Here is a 22,120-nt window from a genome sequence, read left to right on the forward strand (position 1 = left end):
AGAGCGACCCCGAGACCCCGGTCACACCAACGCCTCCGCGCGGCCCTGTCCCAGGGAGATCGGACAATCCCACCGGCGGTTCACGTGTTGCGTATCAGCACACCGCAGCCGACAGTCCGTAAGCTGTGCCCGGAAGAATCTGACGCTGCCCCACCACCGGGGGCGCACCTCACGGGTTGCCCACCTGACGGGCCGACGGGGAACGACATGGCGATGATGCGGCTGAGGCGTGAGGACCCCCGCATCGTCGGCCCCTACCGGTTGCACCGTCGGCTCGGCGCCGGCGGGATGGGCGTGGTCTATCTGGGCTCCGACCGCAAGGGCCAGCGGGTCGCACTGAAGCTGATCCGGGCCGAGCTGGCCGAGGACGCGGAGTTCCGCACCCGGTTCGCCCGCGAGATCGCCGCCGCCTCGCGGATCCGCGGCGGCTGCACGGCCCGGGTGGTCGCCTCCGACATCGAGGCCGACCGGCCCTGGCTCGCCACCGCGTACGTGCCCGGCCCCTCGCTCTACAAGCGGGTCGGCGACGAGGGCCCGCTGGCCTGGCCCGAGGTGGCCCGGATCGGTTCCGCGCTGGCCGACGGCCTGGTGAAGGTGCACGAGGCCGGCGTCGTGCACCGGGACCTGAAGCCGTCCAACATCCTGCTCTCCCCCAAGGGCCCGCGGATCATCGACTTCGGCATCGCGTGGTCGCGCGGCGCCAGCACGCTCACCCACGTGGGCACGGCCGTCGGCTCACCCGGCTTCCTGGCCCCCGAGCAGGTCCGCGGCGCCGCGGTGACGCCCGCCACCGACGTCTTCGCGTTCGGCGCCACGCTGGCGTACGCGCTGACCGGCGACTCGCCGTTCGGCTCCGGCGCCTCGTCGGAGGTGATGCTCTACCGGGTCGTGCACGAGGAGCCGGACCTCTCGGAGGTGCCGGCGGTGCTGGCTCCCCTGGTCGGGGCCTGCCTGGCCAAGGAGCCGATGGAGCGCCCGGGCGCGGCTCATCTGCACGAGCGGCTCAGCGAGCTGGCGGCACGGGCCGGCGGCGGTCGCGGGCGGGCGGCGGCGCCGGCCGAGCCGCGCGAGGAGGCGGCCGCCCGGGAGGCGGCGCGCGGCGCGCGGCTGCGCCCCCCGGTGCGCCGGCGCCCGGCGTGAGCCACGGCGCGCAGGGCGGTTTCGCCCCTGCCGCGGGCTCCCCGGGCAGTCCGGCGCACGGGGCGCCCTCGGCGCGCGAGGCCGGCCACAGCGCTCCCGGTCACCACCCCGGCGCCGGACGGCCCGCCGAGCGGCGCGCCCCGCTGCGCCGGCCGCCCGGCCAGCCGCCGACCGCGCCGATGCCCTGGCCGGCCCGCGACGCCCAGGCCAACGCTCAGTCCCAGGCACCGGAGGGCCACGAGGCCTACGACGTCCGGGCTGCGGCCCGGCCGGTCCGGGCGCCGCACGACCGCGCGGGCCGGGAGCGGGCCACCGTGCGCGAGCGCCAGCAGACGCCCGCCCCGGGACGTCCGGCGCGCGACCGTCAGCACACCCCGGCCCCGGGGCGGCCGATCGACTCCCGCCGCCGGCTGCTGCGCCAGCGGCTGGTGGTCTTCATCACCGTCACCATCGGCGTGGCGCTGGCCATCGCGGCCGCCCAGGGCTGCGAGAACCGCAGTTCGCAGGGGCTGCCGGCGCCGCGCCCCGCGGTCGGCGGCCAGGTCCCCGAGGGAGCCGGACCGGCGCTCGGACTCTCCGCCGACGGCGTGCAGAGCCAGCAGCCGGCACCCCAGGCGCCCGCGGCCAGGACCAGCGGCGGCACCGGCTCCCCCGGCGCGGCGAACCCGGCCGGCTTCGGCCCGGCCACCGGGGCGGTGCCCGCGGTGGACTGGCCCAACCGCAGCTACAGCGACCCCGGCGGCGGCCCGGCGATCCAGCTGCGCGACGGCCGCTCGGCCGGCCCGGACGTCTCGCCCGCCGTCCAGCCGACCGCCCCGCAGTCCCCCGGCGCCGCGCCGGTCACGCTGGCCTCCGTGCTGCCCGCCCGCTACCGGGGGGCGGCGGCCACCGTGGTGGTGCTGCGACGGACCGAGGGCTCGGTCCCGGTCGACCTGGTCGAGCTCTTCGGCTTCACCACCGACACGCCCGTCCTGCTCGCCTCCCGCTCCTCGGCGGCGGACCCGCAGGCCGCCGCCGCCTGGCGGCTGGAGGACGGCGCGCTGGTCCGCGAGGAGCGGGTGGCCCAGACCGGCGCCAGCTCCTCGACCCGCTACACGCTGCGCCCGGACGGCACGCTCGACGAGTCCTGGCCGGGCGCAGGCATCTCCGGTGGCACCGGGGTGAGTTGAGCCTTGCCGCAAGCCGTGGACCTCGGCCGGTGGGTCAGGCCGTGCGCGGGCGAGTGGTGTAGAAGGCCACGGCCGAGGCGGCCGCGACGTTGAGGGAGTCCACGCCGGCCTCCATCGGGATCCGGACGTGCTGGTCCGCCGCGGCGAGGGTGCCGGGGGCGATGCCGTCGCCCTCGGTGCCGAAGACCAGGGCGAGCTTCTCGTCGTTGCGGGCGGCGAGTTCGTCGAGGGTGATCGCCTGCTCGCTCAGGCAGAGTGCGGCGACCGTGAAGCCCGCGGCGCGCAGGGTCCCGACGTCCTGGGGCCAGGACTCCAGGCGGGTCCACGGCACCTGGAAGACGGTCCCCATCGAGACCTTCACCGAGCGCCGGTAGAGCGGATCGGCGCAGCGCGGGGTGAGCAGGACGGCGTCGATGCCGAGGGCGGCGGCGTTCCTGAAGGCGGCACCCATGTTGGCGTGGTCGACGATGTCCTCGAAGACGGCCACCCGGCGGGCCGCGCCGTCGCGTCCGCCGCCGAGCAGGTCGGCGGCGGACGGCAGCGGCTTGCGCGCCATCGAGGCGAGCGCCCCGCGGTGCACGTGGTAGCCGGTGACCTCCTCGGCCAGCTGCGGTTCGACCACGTGCACCGGGGCATCCGCCTCGGCGATGACGTCCGCCATGACGTCCAGCCACTTGGCCGTCAGCAGCATCGAGCGCATCGCGTACCCGGCAGCCAGGGCGCGCCGGATGACCTTCTCGCCCTCGGCGATGAACAGACCTTCGGCCGGCTCCCGGCGTCTGCGAAGCTCGACGTCGGTCAGCCCGGTGTAGTCCGCCAGGCGCGGGTCGTCGGGGTCGGTGATGGTGCTCGGCTCGGCCATGCTCGCGCTCTCGGCTCAGGCGGTACGGGTTGCGGGGTCCAGCACGTGGACGACCTCGCCGATGACGATGACGGCCGGCGGGCGGACGCCCTCGGCGACCACCGTGGCGGCGACCGTACCGAGGGTCGCGTCGATCCGGCGCTGGGCGGCGGTGGTGCCCTCCTGGACCACGGCGACGGGCGTGTCGGCGTCCCGGCCCGAGGCGATCAGGCGGGCCGCGATGGCGCCGATCCGCTCGACGGCCATCAGCAGCACCAGGGTGCCGCGCATCTGGGCGGCCGCCTCCCAGTTGACCAGCGAGCGCGGGTCCTCGGGGGCGACGTGGCCGGAGACCACGGTGAACTCGTGGGTCATCCCGCGGTGGGTGACCGGGATGCCGACCGCGGCCGGGACACTGATCGAGCTGGAGATGCCCGGCACGACGGTGACCGGGATGCCGGCCTCGACGCAGGCGAGCAGCTCCTCACCGCCACGCCCGTAGACGTACGGGTCGCCGCCCTTGAGCCGGACCACGAACTTGCCGGCCTTGGCCGCGTCGATCAGCGCCTGGTTGATCGCCTCCTGGGCCATCGCGCGCCCGTACGGGATCTTGGAGGCGTCGATCACCTCGACGTGCGGCGCGAGCTCGGCGAGCAGCTCGCGCGGGGCCAGCCGGTCGGCGACCACGACGTCCGCGTCCGCGAGCAGCCGGCGGCCGCGCACGGTGATCAGGTCCGGGTCGCCGGGGCCGCCGCCGACCAGGGCCACGCCGGCCGCGCGGGCGCGGAACTGACGGGCGCTCAGGCTGCCGTCGCGCAGTCCCTCGACGATGGTGGTGCGCAGCGCGGCGGAGTACCGCGGGTCGCCGGTCAGCACGGCGACGGTGGTGCCGTCGTCGTGGCCGGTGGCCGGGGTCCAGGCGGTCGCGGCGGCCGCGTCGTCGCTGCGGGCGCAGAAGATCCGCAGCCCTTCGGCCGCCGCGCTGACGGCCTCGTTGACCGCGTGGTCGTCGGTGGCCACCAGCACGTACCAGCAGTCCGCGAGGTCACCGTCGGCGTAGCCGCGGCGGTGCCAGCTGATCTCGCCCGCGTCGGCCATCGCCTGGACGGCGGGGGTGGTGACCGGCGAGACCAGGTGCACATCGGCACCGGCGGCTATCAGGGCCGGCAGCCGGCGCTGGGCTACCTGGCCGCCGCCGACCACGAGCACACGGCGGCCGGTGAGCAGCAGACCGACGGGGTAGGGCGTGCGGCCCGCGGTGCTGGGGTGGGGGTGGGGCGCGGTCATCGGCGGAGCTCCTGAGCGACGGAGGGCTGTTCGGGTAGGGCAACGCTCCTCCCGTACCGGACGCGCCCTTGGGCCGGGTACGGGAGGAGCGGACGAGCGCGGCCTCAGGCCTTCTCGGTGACCCCGGCGGAGTCGAAGGTGGCTACATCGTGCATCGCCCGGGCGGCACTCTGCACCAGGGGAAGCGCGAGCAGGGCGCCGGTGCCCTCGCCGAGGCGAAGGTCCAGGTCGATCAGCGGACGCAGGCCCAGCTTGGCCAGCGCGGCCTTGTGGCCGGGCTCGGCGGACCGGTGGCCGGCGATGCAGGCGGCGAGGACCTCGGGGGCGATCGCCTTGGCGACCAGGGCGGCCGAGCCGGCGATGACGCCGTCCAGGATCACCGGGGTGCGCAGCGAGGCGGCGCCGAGCATGAAGCCCGCCAGGGCCGCGTGCTCCAGACCGCCGACGGCGGCCAGTACGCCGATCGGGTCAGCCGGGTCGGGCTGGTGCAGCGCCAGCGCGCGGCGGACCACCTCGACCTTGTGGGCGTGCGTCGCGTCGTCGATGCCGGTGCCGCGGCCGGTGACCTCGGCCGGGTCGGCGCCCGCGAAGACGGCGATCAGGGCGGCGGAGGCCGTGGTGTTGGCGATGCCCATGTCGCCGGTGATCAGGATCTTGTTGCCCGCCGCGACCAGGTCGCGGGCGGTCTCGATGCCGACCTCGATGGCCTTGAGCGCCTCCTCCCGGCTCATCGCCGGGCCCTGGGTCATGTCGTCGGTGCCCGGCTTGACCTTGCGGGGCAGCAGGCCGGTGGTCCGGCCGTCCTGGACTGCCTGCGGCAGCTCGCTGGCCACGCCCACGTCCACCACGCAGACCTCGGCGCCGACCTGGGCGGCGAAGGCGTTGACCACCGCGCCGCCGGCCAGGAAGTTCGCCACCATCTGCGCGGTGACCTCCTGCGGCCAGGGGGTGACGCCCTGGGCGTGCACGCCGTGGTCGCCCGCGAAGACCGCGACGCAGGCGGGCTCGGGGACCGGCGGCGGGCACTTGCGGGAGAGGCCGCTGAGCTGGGCGGAGATGATCTCCAGCATGCCGAGCGAGCCGGCCGGCTTGGTCATCCGCTTCTGCCGGTCCCAGGCCTCGCCGAGCGCCTTGGCGTCCAGCGGGCGGATGGTGCGGCGGGTCTCGGCGAGCAGGCTGTGCGGCTCCTCGCCCGGCAGGGCACGGTTGCCGTACTGCTCCTCGTGCACCACCCAGGAGAGCGGGCGCTTCTTGGCCCAGCCCTGCTGCTGGAGCTCGGGCTCGTCCGGGAACGAGTCGACGTAGCCGATGCAGAGGTAGGCGACGACGTCCAGGTGCTCGGGCAGGCCGAGCTCGCGGACCATCTCCTCCTCGTCGAAGAAGCTCACCCAGCCGACGCCCAGGCCCTCGGCGCGGGCCGCCAGCCAGAGGTTCTCGACGGCCAGCGCGGCCGAGTAGGGCGCCATCTGCGGCTGGGTGTGCCGGCCGAGGGTGTGCCGGCCGCCACGGGTGCGGTCGGCGGTGACGACGATGTTGACCGGCGTGTCGAGGATGGCCTCGATCTTGATTTCCTTGAACTGCTTCGCGCGGCCCTTGGGGAGCGAGGCGGCGTAGGCCTCGCGCTGACGCTCGGCCAGGTCGTGCATCTTGCGGCGGGTCTTGGAGGACCGGATGACCACGAAGTCCCAGGGCTGGGAGTAGCCGACGCTGGGCGCGGTGTGGGCCGCCTCCAGGACGCGCAGCAGCACCTCGTGCGGGACCGGGTCCGGGCGGAAGCCGTTGCGGACGTCGCGGCGCTCGCGCATGACCTGGTGGACGGCGTCGCGCATGGCCTGGTCGTAGCCGGGGGCGGCGGGGCCGCGGTCGATCTCCTCGGCTGCGGGCTCTTCGGGCTGCTCCGGCTGCTGGGGCTGCTCCGGATGCTGCGGGTGATTCAGCTGCTCCGGGTCGACCGCGGGCTCGGCTGCGGCGGCGGCCTCGGGGGCGGGCTGCTGCTCGGACGACTGGGCGGGCTCGGGCTCGGTGAGCTCGACGGCGGCGGCCTCGGCGACGGGCGCGGGCTGCGGGTCGGCGGCGGTCGTTCCGGAGGGCATCACGCCGGTGCCAACGGCCGTCTCCGGTGCGGCTGGTGCGGCCGGTGCCGCCAGAGCGGCCGCGGGCCGGAGCTCCGGGGCGGCGGCGGACGCGTCGGGCGTTATCGGGGGCACGGTGAGGGCCTCGGTGGTCTCGGGCGCCTCGGACACGGGCACGGGCACGGCGGGGACGACCGGCAGACCGTGCGGCGCGGGCGCGGCCAGGAACGCGGCGATCCGGCGCGGGTGGGCGACGGGGGCGGGCTGGGCCTGGGGGTCGGGCTGGGCCTGGGGGTCGGGCTGCGGCTCCGGCGTGACGGGGGCCTCGACGGCGACGGCCGCGACCGGGTCGGGCAGCTGCTCGGCGACCGGCTCGGCGGGCTGCTGCTCGGCGGGCGCCTCGACGAGCTCCACGACAACGGGAGCGGCAGCCGGAACCTCGGCCACCGGGACCTCGACGGGCAGCTGTTCCGCCGGAACCTCGACGGGCGCGGCGACGACCTCGGCCACGGGCTCGACGACGACGGGCGCGGCGGCGGGCTCAGCCACCGGCGCCGGGACCTCGTGCACCACGGCCACCTGCTCGACCTGCCCGGCCTGCTCGATCTGTTCGACCGGGAGCGGGGCGGGGGCAGCGGGCGCCGGCACGGTCTCGACGGGCGCGGCCACCTGCTGCGCGGGCAGCACGGCGATGCCGACGGCCGGCGCGGCGACCTGGCCGGACGGGCCACGGTCGGCGAGCGAGCGGACCGGGACGTGACCGGTCATCAGCGAGGGGTCCGGGATCGGCGGGCCCGCGTGCAGCGGACGGCGGGCGGACTGCGCGGCCACCGGCTGTGGCACGGTCGCCTGGACGGCCTCCGGCTGCGTCACCGGCTCGGCGGCAACGGGGACGGCAGCGGCGGGGACGGCGACGTCGGGAGCGACCGGCGCGAGGGCCGCCGCCTCCGGCGCCGCGTCGGCGGCGAGCAGCGGCGGGGCGAGCGGGGGCCAGGACGGCTCGACCGGCGTACCCGCGACGCCGAGCGCGTCGGCCTCGGGCCCGGCGACGGGAGCCGCCACGGGAACGGTGAGCAGCGCCATCGTCGGCTCGACCGGCGCCACCGGCACCGACGGGTCGCCGAGCGGCGCGGCCGGCTCGACCGGGTGGAAGGCCACCGGCCCGTCGGCGACGGCGAACCCGGCGGGCGCCGCCGGCCCGAGGTCGGCCTGCGGGATCGTGACCGGCGGCGCGGCATCGCTCCAGGAGCCCTGCGGACCCGGCATCAGCAGCACGTCGTCATCGTCGTCCAGCTGGTCGAGCGGCTCCAGCCGCTGCTCCACCTGGTCCGGCTGATCGAGGAAGGTGAAGGCCGGTCGGAGAACTCCGCCCGGGACGGGCTGGCCGACGAGGTCGGGGCCCCAACCGCCACCTCCGCGCGCGGGGTCGGTTCCGTTCTCGGGGAGCAGATGCTCCGGCAGTCCCTCGTTGGGGACGTGACCGTTGTCGGTCATGTCAACACTCCTTCCAGGCCGCTTCCGCGTCCTTGGCGACCCGGTCACCGACCGAGGCACACCGTCCGCTCCGGGTCCAAGCCGCGGGTCGGCCCACCCCTCAACAACTGACGGTCGTCGCACCGTTGCGCGACGCCCGTGGTCCCGTCCGGCTGGTCACGGCAGCGGGTGCCTCGCCCGCCCACCCCGGTGGGGGCGGATCGGCACAGCACACCGTCACCTGAACTAACGACAGCCCGGGGCAACCGGCACGACCACCCCGGGCCCCGGCACATTCTCCCGGTCCGGCGAGTGTCAGTCGAATGCCCACAGCCCGATCAGCGTGTGGGTTGCAACACGTCGGGAGGGCCGCCGCCCCGGATTTCCGGGAAGCGGTCGGACCGTCAGACTACCGGCCCGGACCGACAGCTCATCGAATCGATGTCCGAATCGTCCGGTATGGCCGTCCGCTACTGCTGGGTAGTCGGCTCGGCCCAGAGCACGAGGGAACTCTCGCCCGCACCGATCGACAGCCCGCCGTCGTTGGAGAGCGGCGCGCTCTGGAGCAGCGAGCCCGACAGCTGGTATCCCGCCGCGGTGACGACCTTGCGGATCTCCTCGGCCTCGCCGAAGGTGCCCGCCAGTGCCACCAGGCGTCCCGGACGGCGGGTCAGCACCGCCTCGACCACGGCGGCGCCGCCGTGCTCGACCACCACGGCGTCCGGCTCGGGCAGGCCGCCCAGCACCTCGGGCGCGCTGCCGTGCACGGTCTCGACCTCCACGCCGTAGCGGCGCGCGTTGACCGCGATCCGGGCGCAGGCCGCCGCATCCGCCTCGACCGCGAGCACCGCCGCGCCGAAGCGCGCCGTCTCCACCGCCAGCGCCCCGCTGCCCGAACCCACGCTCCACACCAGGTCGCCCGGCCCGGGACCGAGCCTGGCCAGCACCACCGCGCGGGTCTGCGCGGGCACCGAGTCCGCCGCCTCGCCGTCGTAGGCCTCGCCCGGCAGGGCCCAGCCGTGCTCGCCCGTGCGGTAACCGACCGGACGGCCGGCGAGCCAGCCGGACGGTTCGCCGACGGGCTGGTTGGTCTGCGCGTTGCCGCCGATCACCAGCACCACGTTGGGGTCGCGCCAGTCGTGGTCCGGGACCCGGTCGGAGGTCAGGACGGTGACGTCCTCGTCGGGCGTGCCGAGTCCCTCGCAGACCACGAAGGTGCGGTGCACGCCGCGCAGCATCAGGGCCAGCTCACTGGGCCCGGCGTCCGCGCTGGTCAGCACGGCGACCTTGCTGTTGGCCCGGCAGATGTTCGCCGCCCGGCGCAACCGGCCGCCGTGCGTGCTCACCACCTGGGCGTCCTCCCAGGGCATTCCGGCCCGGGCGAAGGCCGCGGCGACCGAGGAGACGGCCGGCAGCACTTCGAGCTCAAGGCCGTACTCGGCGCGCCGCAGGGTGCGGACGACGCCGAAGAATCCGGGGTCGCCCTCGGCGACGACCACCACCGCGCCCCGGTGCTCGGCGATCCGGCGGGCCGCCGACTCGACGCTGCCGAGCGCGATCCGCTCGGCGGCAGCCGGTACCGGCAGCGCGTTGAGCTGGTACGGCGCCCCGGCGACCAGGGTCGCTGCGCCGAGCGCGGCGGCGGCGGCCTCGGTCAGCGGTGTGCCGTCCCAGCCGATGACTGTGATCCGGTCAGCCATGCGCGGCTGTTCTCCCTCGGTTCCCACCTGACGACTCGGCCGCGGCGCGCATCGGTACCTGCGTCCGGGCCCTGGCCGGCCGGAGGGCCGCGCAGGGCGGAGGTGTCTGCCACCCCCGCCGTCCGGCCGTCCGCCCAGGAGCAGAGGTTACCTGGTGGGATCGTACGAGGCCGGACATCCACTCGGGTCGGCCCGGGTTGACGGGGCAGGAGGTCAGTCGTGCAGGGCGAACCGGTCGGCGTTCTCGTGCGCGGCACCGCCCTGGTAGCCGTCGTAGCTGTCGACCGCGTCCAGGTCCTCGGGGAGCAGACTCCACAGGATCAGGTCGCTGCGGCTCTCCTCCCCCGCCGAGCCGACCTCGCCGGTGCGCACTATCCAGGCGCTGCGCAGCACGCCCTCGCTGATGCAGCCGATCTTCTGCGCGACCTGCTGGGCCGCGGTGTTGCCGGCCGCGGTGCGCAGCTCCAGCCGGTGGAAGCCGCGGTCCTCGAAGAGCCACTGCGCCACCCCCAGCAGCGATTCGACGGCGTAGCCCTCGCCGCGCGCCCACGGCGCCGTCACGTAGTTGGCCTCGGTGCTGAGCAAACGCCAGTCGGTGTGGTGCAGTTCGACGATGCCGACCAGGCGCTGGGTGAGGTGCTCGGTCACCGCGAAGGCGATGCCCCGCCCGGTGGCGCGCAGCTCGGGGACCTCGCTGCGGACCCAGCCCAGGGCATGCTCGCGGGTGTAGGGCTGCGGGACGTCGGTCCAGCTCAGGACCAGCTCGTCGGCCATCATGGCGACCAGCCCGGGCGCATCGCCCTCCTCCAGAGGGCGCAGCAGCAGCCGTTCGGTGCTGATCGCGGTCTCGGGGAAGCTCGCTGGCATACCGTCTCTCCTCGCCGGGTCGTGGACCCACGGTACGCCCCGCGCTCCGGGGGCGCTGTCCCGGGGCGACGGAGCGTCAGTTCGCGCGGATCCGGGCGCGGACGTGCGCGGGCCCCGACACCGCCGTGCCGGGGCCCGCGAAATGGTGGGGCGTGCCTAGAAGGCCGGGATGACCGAGCCCTGGAAGGTGTCCTCGATGTACTTCTTGACCTCGGGCGAGTGCAGCAGCTGGACCAGCTTCTGGACCCGCGGGTCGTTCTCGTGGCCCTTCTTGACGGCGAGCACGTTCGCGTACGGGTTGCCGTCGGCCTTCTCCAGCAGGATCGCGTCGGTGGCGGGCTTGAGGCCCGCGCCCAGCGCGTTGTTGCCGTTGATCACCGAGGCGTCCACGTCGTCCAGGGCGCGCGGCAGCTGCGCGGCGTCCAGCTCCTTGAACTTGAGGCTCTTCGGGTTGGCGGCGATGTCGTGGATGGTGGCGGTGGTGCCGGCGCCGGCCTTGAGGGTGATCACGTCGTTGTCGGCGAGCAGCTTGAGCGCCCGGCCCTCGTTGGTGGCGTCGTTGGGGACCGCGACCGAGGCGCCCTGGGCCAGGTCGGTGATCTTCTTGACCTTCTTCGAGTAGACGCCCAGCGGCTCCAGGTGGACGGCCTCGACCGGGACGATGTCCGTCCCGTGCGTCTTGTTGAAGTCGGTCAGGTAGGGGACGTGCTGGAAGTAGTTGGCGTCGGCGGAGCCGTCCTGCACGGCGGGGTTCTGCAGGGTGTAGTCCGAGACCTCCTTGACCGTCAGCTTCAGACCCGCCTTGGCCGCCAGGTTGTCCCGGATGTAGTCCAGGATCTGGGCGTGCGGGGTCGGGCTGGCGACCACGACCAGCGGCTTGTCGGCGCTGTTCGAGGAGCCCGAGGAGCTGGACGAGCAGGCCGCCACGGAGAGCGTGAGGCCGGCGGTGGCGAGGACAGCGGTGTACTTCAGGACGGTACGCACGAAAAGTGCCTTTCTCCGGAGGTATGGGAGGGGTTGGCCGCGCACCCGGGGGTTTCCCGGGAGGCGGAAGTCTCAGGGGTGCGGTCGGCGGGCGGTCAGGCGCGGCGCAGGCGGGACAGCAGCCCGGCCGAGGTGCCGCGGTGGGAAAGCCGGCGGACCGCGAAGTCGCCGAGCAGCTGGACGACGGCGACCAGCAGGATCAGCTCGATCACGATGACGATCATGAAGTTGGTCTCGAACCGCATGTAGCCGTAGGTGATGGCCAGGTTGCCCAGGCCGCCGCCGCCGACCGTGCCGGCCATCGCCGAGTAACCGACCAGCGCGATCACGGTGGTGGTCAGCGCCGAGACCAGGGCCGGCAGGGCCTCCGGCAGCAGCGCCTTCCTGACGACCGCCCAGGTGCTGCCGCCCATCGCGTGGATCGCCTCGACCAGGCCGCGGTCCACCCCGCGCACCGCGCTCTCCACCAGCCGCGCGAAGAAGGGGATGGCGCCGACGGCCAGCGGCACGGTGGCCGCCTGCCAGCCGATGGTGGTGCCGACCACCCAGCGGGTGAACGGGATCAGCGCGACCAGCAGGATCACGAAGGGCAGCGAGCGCCCGACGTTGACGATCGCGCCGACCACCTTGTTGACCGGCCGGTTGCGCAGCGGCCCGCCCTGGTCGGTGAGGACCAGCAGGACGCCGAGCGGCAGGCCGAGCAGCAGGGTGACCAGGGTGGCGATGCCGACCATCTGGAAAGTTTCCTGTGTGGCGGTCCACAGCAGCGGCTGCATGTCGTCCCAGGTCATGCCACTGCTCCGTTCGTCGCGGTGAGGCCGTCGAGGCTGTTCGGCCCGTTCAGGCCGTTCGGCCCGTTCAGGACGTCCACTTGGAGGCCCTGTTCGCGCAGGTAGCCGATCGGCACCACGTTGTCCTGATGGCTGCCGGAGAGCTCGACCCGCATCCGGCCGACCATCCGGCCGCCGATGGTCTCCACCGCGGCGCCCAGGATGTTGACGTCGATCTGGTAGGTCCGGGCGAGCTGGGAGACGAACGGCTGTCCGGAGGTGTCGCCCTGGAAGGTGATCTCCAGCACGGTGCCGTCGGGCCGCCCGGTGCCGAACTCGCTGAGCGGGAAGAGCTCGCGGGCCAGTTCGGAGCGCTCGTCGGCGAGCAGGTCGGTGAGGGTGCCGGACTCGACGACCCGTCCGCCGCGCATCAGCGCCGCCGAGTCGCAGACCGACTTGATGACGTCCATCTCATGGGTGATCAGGAGCACCGTCAGGCCGAGCTGCTGGTTGAGGTCGCGCAGCAGGCGCAGGACCGAGCGGGTGGTTTCCGGGTCGAGCGCGGAGGTCGCCTCGTCGGAGAGCAGCACCTTGGGGTCGCCGGCCAGCGCGCGGGCGATGCCGACGCGCTGCTTCTGGCCGCCGGAGAGCTGGCCCGGGTAGCTGCGGGCCTTGTCGGCGAGGCCGACCAGCTCCAGCAGTTCGGCGGCCTTGCGGCGGCGGGCGTGACGGTCCAGGCCGGTGATCTCCAGCGGCAGTTCGACGTTCTCCTGCACGGTGCGCGAGGAGAGCAGGTTGAAGTGCTGGAAGACCATGCCGATCCGGCGGCGGGCCTCGCGCAGTTCGCGTCCCGCGCGGTGCTCGTTGCCCGCCAGCGCGGTGAGGTCGAGACCGTCGACGGTGACCGTGCCCGAGCTCGGGCGCTCCAGCATGTTGACGCAGCGGATGAGGGTGCTCTTGCCGGCGCCGCTGGTGCCGACAACGCCGTACACCTCGCCCTCGCGGACGTGCAGGTCGACGCCGTCCAGGGCGGTGACCTGGCGATCTCCTGATCGGTAGACCTTCGTGAGGTCCTTGGTGGTGATCACAGCTGCTTCCGTGGGTCGGGGGTGGGCGGCACGCGACGGCCCGCGGGCGCACGCGGAGCGGCGCCACGCCGGACGGCGAGGGTGGTGTGACAGGGAGGGTTACCGCCGGCGCGGACGACGCCTACGCGTCGAGGCAGCGGGCGTGCGGGACCGGGAGGCCGGACCGAGAGGCTGGGGCGGGCAGTGGCCCGCGGGGCGAAGGCCCGTTCAGCAGGGACACATTCGACAACACATGCCACGCACACCTGCCGGCATGGTGCCGGGGGCGGTGGATTTCGTCGTCGCAGTCATACGAACTAGTAAAACAGATGGGTGCGATGAGTCCCAATGAACAGGACGCGCTGTCCGTATTACGGACACGAGGCAGGCGCACCAAGGGCCGCACACGCCAAGGCCCCGCCTGCGCAGGGCTGCGCGGGCGGGGCCGGGGACGAGCGAGAGGTCTAGACCGCCGTCGGCAGGGCGACCTGGACGGGCTTCTCCAGCGTCACGAAGCTCAGCCGGCGGCTGACCGCGCGGACCTCCGTCTGCCGGTAGCCCTGGCGGGCGTAGAGCCGCAGGTTGCCGAGGCTCCGGTGCCCGCTGTGCAGGCGGAACGCCTCCACCGGGCCCTGCGCCACGAGGCGCTCCTCGACAGCCGTCAGCAGCCGGCCGCCCAGGCCGTGCCGCTGCATCCGCGGGTGGACGACCAGTCGGCTTATCCGGCCGACGCCCTCGGCGTCGACCCAGCCGCGGACCGAGCCGACCACCTCGTCACCGAGCCGGGCGACCAGCACATGGCGGTCGGCGAGCTCGGCGCGCAGGCTGTCCAGGCTCTGCGTCAGCGGCTCGATCGACCAGTCTCCGTAAAGCTCGGCCTCGCTCTGGTACCCGAGGTACTGGAGTTTGAGGATCTGTTCGGCATCGTCCTCGGTCGCCACCGAGATGATCACGCTCATGCCCATGTGCGGGGGCCTCCCATCGTCTCTACCGGCGCGCGCAGTGAGGGTTCCGCACCGGATGCCCAGCCGGAGGTCTGCCCGGACGGGGATCGGCCCTGACCGGGAGTAGCGCAAGACCGTATCAGCCGTACCTGACGAACACCCGTCCGTCACGCCGGGCCACGCGCAGATACGTCGGCAGATACGTTCGCCAGCGCTCTACCCAGGCTTCAGCTGTTCTCAACCCGGCGGACCTGGCGCGTGTCGGAAATCACTCGCGGGCAGCGTACGGACAGCGTACAGACGGCGTGCGGACGGGCGGGAGTGCCCAGAGGGGCGCGGCAGGTGACTGCCGCGCCCCTCGGAGGAGAACCGGTGTTACTGGCCCGCCCACTCCTGCTGGAGCGAGAGGTCCGCCTTGAGCTCGCTCAGCTGGGCGGCGACGGCGCTGGGGGCGGTGCCGCCGCGGCCGTCGCGGGAGGCGATCGAGCCGTGCACGCTGAGCACCTCGCGGACGGCCGGCGTCAGGTGCGGGGAGATCGCGGCGAACTGTTCGTCCGTCAGGTCGCCGAGCTCGATGTCCAGGCCCTCACAGGTCTTGACGCAGGCGCCCGCCACCTCGTGCGCGACGCGGAACGGCACGCCCTGCTTGACCAGCCACTCGGCCACGTCGGTGGCCAGCGAGAAGCCGGCCGGGGCCAGCTCCTCCAGCCGCTCGCGGTGGACGGTGAGGGTGGCCATCATGCCGGTGAAGGCGGGCAGCAGGACCTCAAGGGTGTCGCAGGAGTCGAAGACCGGCTCCTTGTCCTCCTGGAGGTCCCGGTTGTACGCCAGCGGAAGGGCCTTGAGGGTGGCCAGCAGGCCGGTGAGGTTGCCGATCAGGCGGCCGGACTTGCCGCGGGCCAGCTCGGCGATGTCCGGGTTCTTCTTCTGCGGCATGATCGAGGAGCCCGTGGAGAAGGCGTCGTGCAGCGTGATGAAGCCGAACTCCTTGGTGTTCCACAGGATCACCTCCTCGGCGATCCGGGAGAGGTTGATCCCGATCATCGCGGTCACGAAGGCGAACTCGGCGACGAAGTCGCGCGAGGCGGTGCCGTCGATGGAGTTGCCGACCGAGCCGCCCTCGAAGCCGAGTTCGGCGGCCACCGCCTGCGGGTCCAGGCCGAGCGAGGAGCCGGCCAGCGCGCCGGAGCCGTACGGCGAGACGGCCGTGCGGGCGTCCCACTGGCGCAGCCGCTCGGCGTCCCGGCTGAGCGCCTGGACGTGCGCGAGCACGTGGTGGGCGAAGAGCACGGGCTGCGCGTGCTGCAGGTGGGTGCGGCCCGGCATGGCGGTGTCCGGGTGCGCCTCGGCCAGCGCGACCAGGGCGTGCTGGAGGTCGAGGACCAGCGCGCCGATCGTCCTGGCGTGGTCGCGCAGGTACATCCGGAAGAGCGTGGCGATCTGGTCGTTGCGCGAGCGGCCGGCCCGCAGCTTGCCGCCGAGGTCCGCACCGAGCCGCTCCAGCAGGCCGCGCTCCAGCGCGGTGTGGACGTCCTCGTCGGCGATCGTGCCGACGAAGTCGCCCGCCTCGACATCGGCCAGCAGCTGGTCGAGCCCGGCCAGCATCGCGGCCAGTTCCTCGTCCGAGAGCAGGCCCGCGCCGTACAGGACACGGGCGTGCGCCTTGGAGCCGGCGATGTCGTACGGGGCGAGCCGCCAGTCGAAGTGGACGGAGGCCGACAGCCGGGCCAGCGCCTCGGAGGGGCCGTCGGCGAAGCGGGCGCCCCACAGGCGTACGTCGGCGGTCTGGTCGGACGACATCGGGGGCTCCTTGCGGCGGCGCGGACGGCGAGGTGAAGAAGGGGTGAGCCCCGGCCGGCAGGGGAACCGGCCGGGGCTCGGGAAGGGTGGTTCGGGAGGGACTCAGGCCTGGTCGCGGCGGGCCGCGATCTTCGAGGAGAGACCGAAGATCTCGATGAAGCCCTTGGACATCGACTGGTCGAACGTGTCGCCGGTGTCGTAGGTGGCGAGGTTGAAGTCGTACAGCGCCTGCTCCGACTTGCGGCCGTTCACGACGGCCCGGCCGCCGTGCATGACCATCCGGATGTCGCCGGAGACCTGCTGGTTGGCCTCGTTGATGAAGCCGTCCAGCGCGCGCTTGAGCGGCGAGAACCACAGGCCGTCGTAGACGAGTTCGGCCCAGCGCTGCTCCACCTGCCGCTTGTAGCGGGCGAGTTCGCGCTCGACGGTGACGTTCTCCAGCGCCTGGTGCGCGGTGATCAGCGCGATCGCGCCCGGAGCCTCGTAGATCTCACGGGACTTGATGCCCACGAGCCGGTCCTCGACCATGTCGAGGCGGCCGATGCCCTGGGCGCCGGCCCGCTTGTTGAGCTCCTCGATCGCCTGAAGGACGGTGACCTTGCGGCCGTCGATGGCGACCGGGACGCCGGCGTCGAAGGTGATGACCACCTCGTCGGCCTCGCGCGGGGTGGCCGGGTTCTGGGTGTACTCGTACACGTCCTCGATCGGCGCGTTCCAGATGTCCTCCAGGAAGCCGGTCTCGACGGCCCGCCCGAAGACGTTCTGGTCGATCGAGTACGGGTTCTTCTTGGTGGTGACGATCGGGAGGTTCTTGGCCTCGGCGAAGGCGATCGCCTTGTCCCGGGTCATCGCGTAGTCGCGGACCGGGGCGATGCACTTCAGCGACGGGGCCAGCGACTGGATGCCGACCTCGAAGCGGACCTGGTCGTTGCCCTTGCCGGTGCAGCCGTGGGCGACCGTGCTGGCGCCGTGCTTCTGGGCGGCGGCCACCAGGTGCTTGACGATGGCCGGCCGGGAGAGCGCGGAGACCAGCGGGTACTGGCCCTGGTACAGGGCGTTGGCCTTGAGGGCCGGGAGGCAGTACTCGTCGGCGAACTCCTGGCGGGCGTCGGCCACCTCGGCCTCGACCGCGCCACAGTCCAGGGCGCGCTGGCGGATGGCGTCCAGGTCCTCGCCGCCCTGGCCGACGTCGACGGCGACGGCGATGACCTCGGCGCCGGTCTCCTCGGCGATCCAGCCGATGCAGACGGACGTGTCCAGACCGCCCGAGTAGGCGAGTACGACGCGCTCGGTCACGGCTTTCTCCTTCTTCGCAGTACAGGCAGGGGGCTCGCGCCAGGATCGGTGTCCCATGCGCTGATAGGCATAAGTATGCACGACTCCGCATGAAACTCAAAGCCGGACCGCCACGAGCCGGGACGGTGGTCCCGGCTCGCCGCGATCCGGCGTCGAGTGATCGGTCGGGTGATCGGTCGGACGGCCGGTCGGGTGATCGGTCGGGCGATCGGTTCGGCAGTGCTGTGCACCCCTGCTTCCTAGCAGGTGGACGGGGTCTTCACCAGGCGATCGGCAGGGCTCGCAGGCCGTAGACGATCGTCTCGGTACGGAACGAGAGCTCCTCGAACGGCACCGCGAGCCGCAGCTCCGGCAGTCGGCGCAGCAGCGTCTCCAGGGCGATCTGCAGCTCGGCGCGGGCCAGCGGCTGGCCCAGGCACTGGTGCACGCCGAAGCCGAAGGCCAGGTGGCGCCGGGCGTCGCGCTCGACGTCCAGCTCGCTGCCGGCCGCGAAGAGCTCCTCGTCCCGGTTCGCGGTGGAGAGCATGCACAGCACGCCCTCCCCGGCCCGGATCAGGACCCCGTCCAACTCGACGTCCTCCAGCGCCACCCGGGGCAGACCGGTGTGCACGATGGTGAGGTAGCGCAGCAGCTCCTCCACCGCGCCGCGGATCAGCGAGGGGTCGGCGCGCAGCCGGTCGGCCTGCTCCGGGTTGCGCAGCAGCGCGAGGGTGGAGAGCGAGGTCATGTTCGCGGTCGTCTCGTGCCCGGCGATCAGCAGCAGCAGGGCGTTGGAGGCGATCTCGTCGGACGTCAGGTCGCCGCGGGCGACCAGCCGGCCGAGGATGCTCTCGTCGTCGGCGCCGATCCGGGCGGCGAGCGCGGTGAGGTACTGCTCCAGCTCGTCGACGGCCTGCCGGACGGTGCCGGCGGGCGAGGTGGCGTCCAGCAGCAGCTTGCTCTGCCGCTGGAAGAACTCGTGGTCCTCGTACGGCACGCCGAGCAGGTCGCAGATCACCAACGACGGTACCGGAAGCGCGAATTCGGCGACCAGGTCGGCCGGCGAGCCCTTGGCCAGCATGGCGTCCAGCGTCTCGTCGACGATCCGCTGGATGCCGGGCCGCATCGCCTCGACCCGCTTGATCAGGAAGTCGCCGGTGAGCATCTTGCGCAGCCGGGAGTGCTCGGGGTCGTCCAGGCGTATGAAGCTCGGATTGTCCCCGACCAGCTCGCGCCGGCCCGGGGTGAGGAAGGGGAAGCCCGGGTGGCGGGCGTCGGCGCTGAACCGTCGGTCGGTCAGCGCCGTGCGGACCTCGCGGTAGCCGTTCAGCAGCCAGCACGGGCTGCCGTCCCACAGGCTCACCCGGGAGACCGAGGCCTCCTTGCGGTAGCTCGGCGGCGGGTCGAACGGGCAGCCGCCGCGGTCGGCGGGCATCGTCAGCAGGTCGGCCTGGCCCGTGCTGAGGCTGGCGCTGAGGCTGCTGCTGGGGCTCGTGCTCTGGCTCATGCGCCGACCGCCTGTCCGACGGTGAGGGAGATGGCACCGCTGGGGCAGATCGCGGCGGCGGTGCGGACTTGGGGGTGGAGCGCTTCGGCCGGTTCGTCCTGGAGCAGCAGGACCAGGCCGTCCTCCTCGCTCTGGTCGAAGACCGTGGGGGCGGTCAGCACACACTGCCCTGAACTGCAGCAGCGATTCTGGTCGACAGTCACGTGCATGGCGGGACCTCGATGGGCGCGCAGGGGGTCGGTTGCCTTGGGCAACCAACTTTCCGTCAGCTCAACCTAGCCCGGAGTTGCGGGGCACACGAAGGGGTTGCACCCGTTCGAAGCAGATTGGCCGATTCGCACCGGTGGCGGCCGGGGAGCCGTGCAGGCCTACGAGCGGGCCTGTGCCAGCTGCATCAGGTGGTCCGCCAGCGCCTGGCCGCCGGCCGGGTCACGGCTGATCAGCAGGACGGTGTCGTCGCCCGCGATGGTGCCGATGATCTCGAAGACCTCGGCCGTGTCGATCGCCGAGGCCAGGAACTGCGCGGCACCCGGCGGGGTCCGCAGCACCACCAGGTTGCCCGAGGCGGTGGCCGAAACCATCAACTCACCGGCCAACCGGGCCATCCGCCCCTCGCTGGCGGACTCCCCCATCGGCGCCCGCGGCGTGCGGTCGCCGCCCTCGGCCGGGACGGCGTAGATGAGCGCGCCGTCCCGGTTGCGGATCTTGACCGCGCCCAGCTCGTCCAGATCCCGCGAGAGCGTGGCCTGGGTGACCACCAGGCCGTCGTCCGCGAGGAGCTTGGCCAACTGGCTCTGCGAACGAACGGGCTGACGGGTGAGCAGGTCCACGATCCGCCGGTGCCGCGCCGTGCGGGTCTGCGGCACCTGCGAGGTGGGGCCGGCGGCGGCGGGCTGGTCAGATGGCGGCACGGTCATGTCGATGATTCTCCCCGACTACCCTCGGGCCTGCGCGGCCGGGGCGGCATCCCGCGCCTGCGCGACGGCGGCCGCGGCTTTGGTCGCGGGTTCGGCGTCGGCTGCGCTGCGCTCCGCGCGGACGGTGTCGAGGATCTGCGGCAGTGCGGCCAGGAAGAGATCGGCCTCGCGCTCGGTGAGCACCAGGGGCGGCACCAGCCGCACGGCGTCCGCGACGGCGGCGTTCACCAGGAAGCCGGCCTCCTGGGCCACCGCCTGGACCCGCGCCGCGACCGGCTCGTTCAGCACGATGCCCAGCAGCAGGCCCGCGCCGCGGACATGCGACACCAGGTCGTCGCCGAGCGCCTCGACACCCGAGCGCAACCGGTCGCCGACGCGCCGCACGTGCGCGAGCAGCCCGTCCGCCTCGATGGTGTCCAGGACCGCCAGCGCGGCCGCCGCGACCACCGGGTTGCCGCCGAACGTGGTGCCGTGCTGGCCGGGCCGCAGCAGCTCGGCCGCCGGGCCGAAGGCGACCACCGCGCCGATCGGCAGGCCGCCGCCCAGGCCCTTGGCGAGCGTGACCACGTCCGGGGCGACACCCTCCTCGGCCTGGTGCGCGAACCAGTGGCCGGTCCGGCCGATGCCCGTCTGGACCTCGTCCAGGACCAGCAGGGTGCCGGTGGCCCGGGTGATCTCGCGCGCCGCCCGCAGGTAGCCGGGCGGCAGCGGGATCGCGCCGTTCTCGCCCTGGATCGGCTCCAGGACGACGGCGGCGGTCTCGGTGGTGACGGCCGCGCGCAGCGCCTCCACATCGCCGAACGGGACGTGCGTGACGTCGCCGGGCAGCGGGACGAAGGGCTCCTGCTTGGCGGGCTGGCCGGTCAGCGCGAGGGCGCCCATGGTCCGGCCGTGGAACCCGCCCTCCAGCGCGACCAGGTGGGTGCGGCCGGTGAGACGGCTGATCTTGAACGCGGCTTCGTTGGCCTCGGCGCCCGAGTTGCAGAAGAAGACCCGGCCCTCCCGCCCGAACAGCTCCAGCAGGCGCTCGGCGAGCCGGATCGTCGGCTCGGCCATGAAGAGGTTGGAGACGTGCCCCAGCCGACCGATCTGGTCGGTGACCGCCGCGACGACGGCCGGGTGGGCGGTGCCGAGCGCGTTGACCGCGATGCCGCCGAGGAAGTCGACATAGCGATTGCCGTCGGCGTCCCAGAGCGTGGCGCCCTCACCGCGGACCAGCGCGAGGCGCGGGGTGCCGTAGTTGTCGGCCATGGCGTGCTGCCAGCGGTCGGTGAGTTCCTTGCCGGTCGGGTCGGTCGGTTCGGTCTGTCCGGTCGGGTCAGTCGGGTCGGTCGGGTCAGTCGGGTCGGTCTGTCCGGTCGGTCCGGCGGTCATGCGAGTCCCCCCAGGAGTACGTCGGTGTCGTCGTCCGGCACCACCATGGTGCCGATCCCCTCGTCGGTGAAGATCTCCAGGAGCAGGCTGTGCTGCACCCGGCCGTCCAGCACGCGGGCGGTGCCCACACCCGAGCGGACCGCGCGCAGGCAGCCCTCCATCTTCGGCAGCATCCCGCTGGCCAGCGTCGGCAGTATGGCGTCCAGCTCGGTGGCCGAGAGCTGGCTGATCACGTCGTCGGAGTTCGGCCAGTCCGCGTACAGACCCTCGACGTCCGTGAGCACCACCAGCATCTCGGCGCCCAGCGCGACCGCGAGGGCTGCCGCGGCGGTGTCCGCGTTGATGTTGTAGACGTGGCCGTCGGTGCTGCGGGCGATGCTGGAGATGACCGGGATCCGGCCGTCGGCGATCAGCGCCTTGACGGCGCCCGCCTCGATGTTGACGATGTCGCCGACCAGGCCGATGTCCACCTGCTCTCCGTCCACCGTCGCGTAGCGCTTGACGGCGGTCATGGTGTGCGCGTCCTCACCGGTCATGCCGACCGCGAACGGGCCGTGCTCGTTGAGCAGTCCGACCAGTTCGCGCTGCACCTGCCCGGCCAGCACCATCCGGACGACGTCCATGGTCTCCGGCGTGGTGACCCGAAGCCCGTTGGTGAACGAGGACTTCAGGCCGAGCTTGTCCAGCTGCGCGCTGATCTGCGGGCCGCCGCCGTGCACGACGACCGGGTGCAGACCGGCATAGCGCAGGAAGACCACGTCCTGCGCGAAGGCCGACTTCAGCGACTCGTCGACCATGGCGTTGCCGCCGAACTTGATCACCACGGTCTTGCCGTGGAACCGCTCCAGCCAGGGCAGCGCCTCGATGAGCGTGCGGGCCTTGGGCAACGCGGTGTTGTTGCGGGCCTGTTCGCCCTTGGGTGCGATCTGCAAG

At 73.3% G+C, this 22,120-nt stretch carries 18 protein-coding genes; 2 read left to right on the forward strand and 16 right to left on the reverse strand.

Translation table 11 applies throughout. The features are described from left to right. The first annotated feature begins 207 nt into the window (after window positions 1-207). Entirely contained in the window at window positions 208-1,140 is a 933-nt protein-coding gene (locus BS80_RS40595) for a serine/threonine-protein kinase (RefSeq protein ID WP_198045486.1), read from the forward strand. Beyond that, window positions 1,137-2,309 carry a hypothetical protein gene (locus BS80_RS40600; protein ID WP_063771936.1) on the forward strand — a complete coding sequence of 391 codons (1,173 nt, stop codon included), beginning with the start codon at window positions 1,137-1,139 and terminating at the stop codon, window positions 2,307-2,309. Before BS80_RS40595 ends, BS80_RS40600 begins: the two co-directional genes overlap by 4 nt. Window positions 2,310-2,343: 34 nt before the next feature. On the opposite strand, the gene BS80_RS10720 is transcribed toward BS80_RS40600, so the two are convergent. From BS80_RS10720 to argB, 16 genes are all read right to left on the reverse strand, one after another. Continuing rightward, window positions 2,344-3,171, reverse strand: a complete 828-nt coding sequence (locus tag BS80_RS10720) for a TrmH family RNA methyltransferase (RefSeq protein ID WP_035795887.1) — start codon at window positions 3,169-3,171, stop codon at window positions 2,344-2,346. Between the two features lie 15 nt (window positions 3,172-3,186). Continuing rightward, window positions 3,187-4,437: a uroporphyrinogen-III C-methyltransferase gene (gene cobA, locus BS80_RS10725; protein WP_035795889.1), complete on the reverse strand. Its 1,251-nt coding sequence runs from the start codon at window positions 4,435-4,437 to the stop codon at window positions 3,187-3,189. A gap of 104 nt (window positions 4,438-4,541) precedes the next feature. Continuing rightward, the gene (gene cobT, locus BS80_RS10730; protein WP_083974500.1) at window positions 4,542-8,003 is read right to left on the reverse strand and encodes a nicotinate-nucleotide--dimethylbenzimidazole phosphoribosyltransferase; all 3,462 of its coding nucleotides are present in this window, start codon (window positions 8,001-8,003) and stop codon (window positions 4,542-4,544) included. A 449-nt stretch (window positions 8,004-8,452) separates the two neighbouring features. Beyond that, on the reverse strand, window positions 8,453-9,682 hold the full coding sequence (cbiE, locus tag BS80_RS10735) for a precorrin-6y C5,15-methyltransferase (decarboxylating) subunit CbiE (protein WP_035795890.1): 1,230 nt from the start codon (window positions 9,680-9,682) through the stop codon (window positions 8,453-8,455). A gap of 213 nt (window positions 9,683-9,895) precedes the next feature. Continuing rightward, window positions 9,896-10,549 (reverse strand): GNAT family N-acetyltransferase, encoded by a 654-nt coding sequence (locus tag BS80_RS10745; RefSeq protein WP_083974502.1) that lies wholly within the window; start codon window positions 10,547-10,549, stop codon window positions 9,896-9,898. Between the two features lie 156 nt (window positions 10,550-10,705). Continuing rightward, entirely contained in the window at window positions 10,706-11,533 is an 828-nt protein-coding gene (locus BS80_RS10750; protein WP_035795897.1) for a MetQ/NlpA family ABC transporter substrate-binding protein, read from the reverse strand. A gap of 95 nt (window positions 11,534-11,628) precedes the next feature. Beyond that, on the reverse strand, window positions 11,629-12,324 hold the full coding sequence (locus BS80_RS10755) for a methionine ABC transporter permease (RefSeq protein WP_035795899.1): 696 nt from the start codon (window positions 12,322-12,324) through the stop codon (window positions 11,629-11,631). Then, entirely contained in the window at window positions 12,321-13,391 is a 1,071-nt protein-coding gene (locus tag BS80_RS10760; protein ID WP_035795902.1) for a methionine ABC transporter ATP-binding protein, read from the reverse strand. The genes BS80_RS10755 and BS80_RS10760 overlap by 4 nt, the downstream gene beginning before the upstream one ends. 443 nt (window positions 13,392-13,834) lie before the next feature. Further along, the gene (locus tag BS80_RS10765) at window positions 13,835-14,335 is read right to left on the reverse strand and encodes a GNAT family N-acetyltransferase (RefSeq protein ID WP_035795905.1); all 501 of its coding nucleotides are present in this window, start codon (window positions 14,333-14,335) and stop codon (window positions 13,835-13,837) included. A 354-nt stretch (window positions 14,336-14,689) separates the two neighbouring features. After that, window positions 14,690-16,114 (reverse strand): argininosuccinate lyase, encoded by a 1,425-nt coding sequence (argH, locus tag BS80_RS10770; RefSeq protein WP_035795912.1) that lies wholly within the window; start codon window positions 16,112-16,114, stop codon window positions 14,690-14,692. A gap of 102 nt (window positions 16,115-16,216) precedes the next feature. Beyond that, entirely contained in the window at window positions 16,217-17,410 is a 1,194-nt protein-coding gene (locus BS80_RS10775) for an argininosuccinate synthase (protein WP_035795914.1), read from the reverse strand. Between the two features lie 259 nt (window positions 17,411-17,669). After that, a complete protein-coding gene (locus BS80_RS10780; RefSeq protein WP_035797231.1) occupies window positions 17,670-18,824 on the reverse strand; it encodes a cytochrome P450 in 1,155 nt (384 codons plus the stop codon). 68 nt (window positions 18,825-18,892) lie between these two features. Next, window positions 18,893-19,105 (reverse strand): ferredoxin, encoded by a 213-nt coding sequence (locus BS80_RS10785; protein WP_035795916.1) that lies wholly within the window; start codon window positions 19,103-19,105, stop codon window positions 18,893-18,895. Window positions 19,106-19,264: 159 nt separating this feature from the next. Further along, window positions 19,265-19,813: an arginine repressor gene (locus BS80_RS10790; protein ID WP_035795921.1), complete on the reverse strand. Its 549-nt coding sequence runs from the start codon at window positions 19,811-19,813 to the stop codon at window positions 19,265-19,267. Window positions 19,814-19,831: 18 nt separating this feature from the next. Next, a complete protein-coding gene (locus BS80_RS10795; protein WP_232246478.1) occupies window positions 19,832-21,064 on the reverse strand; it encodes an acetylornithine transaminase in 1,233 nt (410 codons plus the stop codon). Between the two features lie 119 nt (window positions 21,065-21,183). Beyond that, a complete protein-coding gene (gene argB / locus BS80_RS10800; protein ID WP_051966451.1) occupies window positions 21,184-22,119 on the reverse strand; it encodes an acetylglutamate kinase in 936 nt (311 codons plus the stop codon). Between the last annotated feature and the right edge of the window lies 1 nt (window position 22,120).

It is taken from the genome of Kitasatospora mediocidica KCTC 9733, assembly GCF_000744225.1.
Classification (GTDB): domain Bacteria; phylum Actinomycetota; class Actinomycetes; order Streptomycetales; family Streptomycetaceae; genus Kitasatospora; species Kitasatospora mediocidica.

What these genes read in the sequence shown, in the direction of transcription:
- BS80_RS40595 (WP_198045486.1), top strand. Translation starts at nt 208, where the DNA reads ATGGCGATGATGCGGCTGAGGCGTGAGGACCCCCGCATCGTCGGCCCC.
- BS80_RS10720 (WP_035795887.1), bottom strand. Translation starts at nt 3,171, where the DNA reads ATGGCCGAGCCGAGCACCATCACCGACCCCGACGACCCGCGCCTGGCG.
- cobA (WP_035795889.1), bottom strand. Translation starts at nt 4,437, where the DNA reads ATGACCGCGCCCCACCCCCACCCCAGCACCGCGGGCCGCACGCCCTAC.
- cobT (WP_083974500.1), bottom strand. Translation starts at nt 8,003, where the DNA reads ATGACCGACAACGGTCACGTCCCCAACGAGGGACTGCCGGAGCATCTG.
- cbiE (WP_035795890.1), bottom strand. Translation starts at nt 9,682, where the DNA reads ATGGCTGACCGGATCACAGTCATCGGCTGGGACGGCACACCGCTGACC.
- BS80_RS10745 (WP_083974502.1), bottom strand. Translation starts at nt 10,549, where the DNA reads ATGCCAGCGAGCTTCCCCGAGACCGCGATCAGCACCGAACGGCTGCTG.
- BS80_RS10755 (WP_035795899.1), bottom strand. Translation starts at nt 12,324, where the DNA reads ATGACCTGGGACGACATGCAGCCGCTGCTGTGGACCGCCACACAGGAA.
- BS80_RS10765 (WP_035795905.1), bottom strand. Translation starts at nt 14,335, where the DNA reads ATGGGCATGAGCGTGATCATCTCGGTGGCGACCGAGGACGATGCCGAA.
- argH (WP_035795912.1), bottom strand. Translation starts at nt 16,114, where the DNA reads ATGTCGTCCGACCAGACCGCCGACGTACGCCTGTGGGGCGCCCGCTTC.
- BS80_RS10780 (WP_035797231.1), bottom strand. Translation starts at nt 18,824, where the DNA reads ATGCCCGCCGACCGCGGCGGCTGCCCGTTCGACCCGCCGCCGAGCTAC.
- BS80_RS10785 (WP_035795916.1), bottom strand. Translation starts at nt 19,105, where the DNA reads ATGCACGTGACTGTCGACCAGAATCGCTGCTGCAGTTCAGGGCAGTGT.
- BS80_RS10790 (WP_035795921.1), bottom strand. Translation starts at nt 19,813, where the DNA reads ATGACCGTGCCGCCATCTGACCAGCCCGCCGCCGCCGGCCCCACCTCG.
- BS80_RS10795 (WP_232246478.1), bottom strand. Translation starts at nt 21,064, where the DNA reads ATGGCCGACAACTACGGCACCCCGCGCCTCGCGCTGGTCCGCGGTGAG.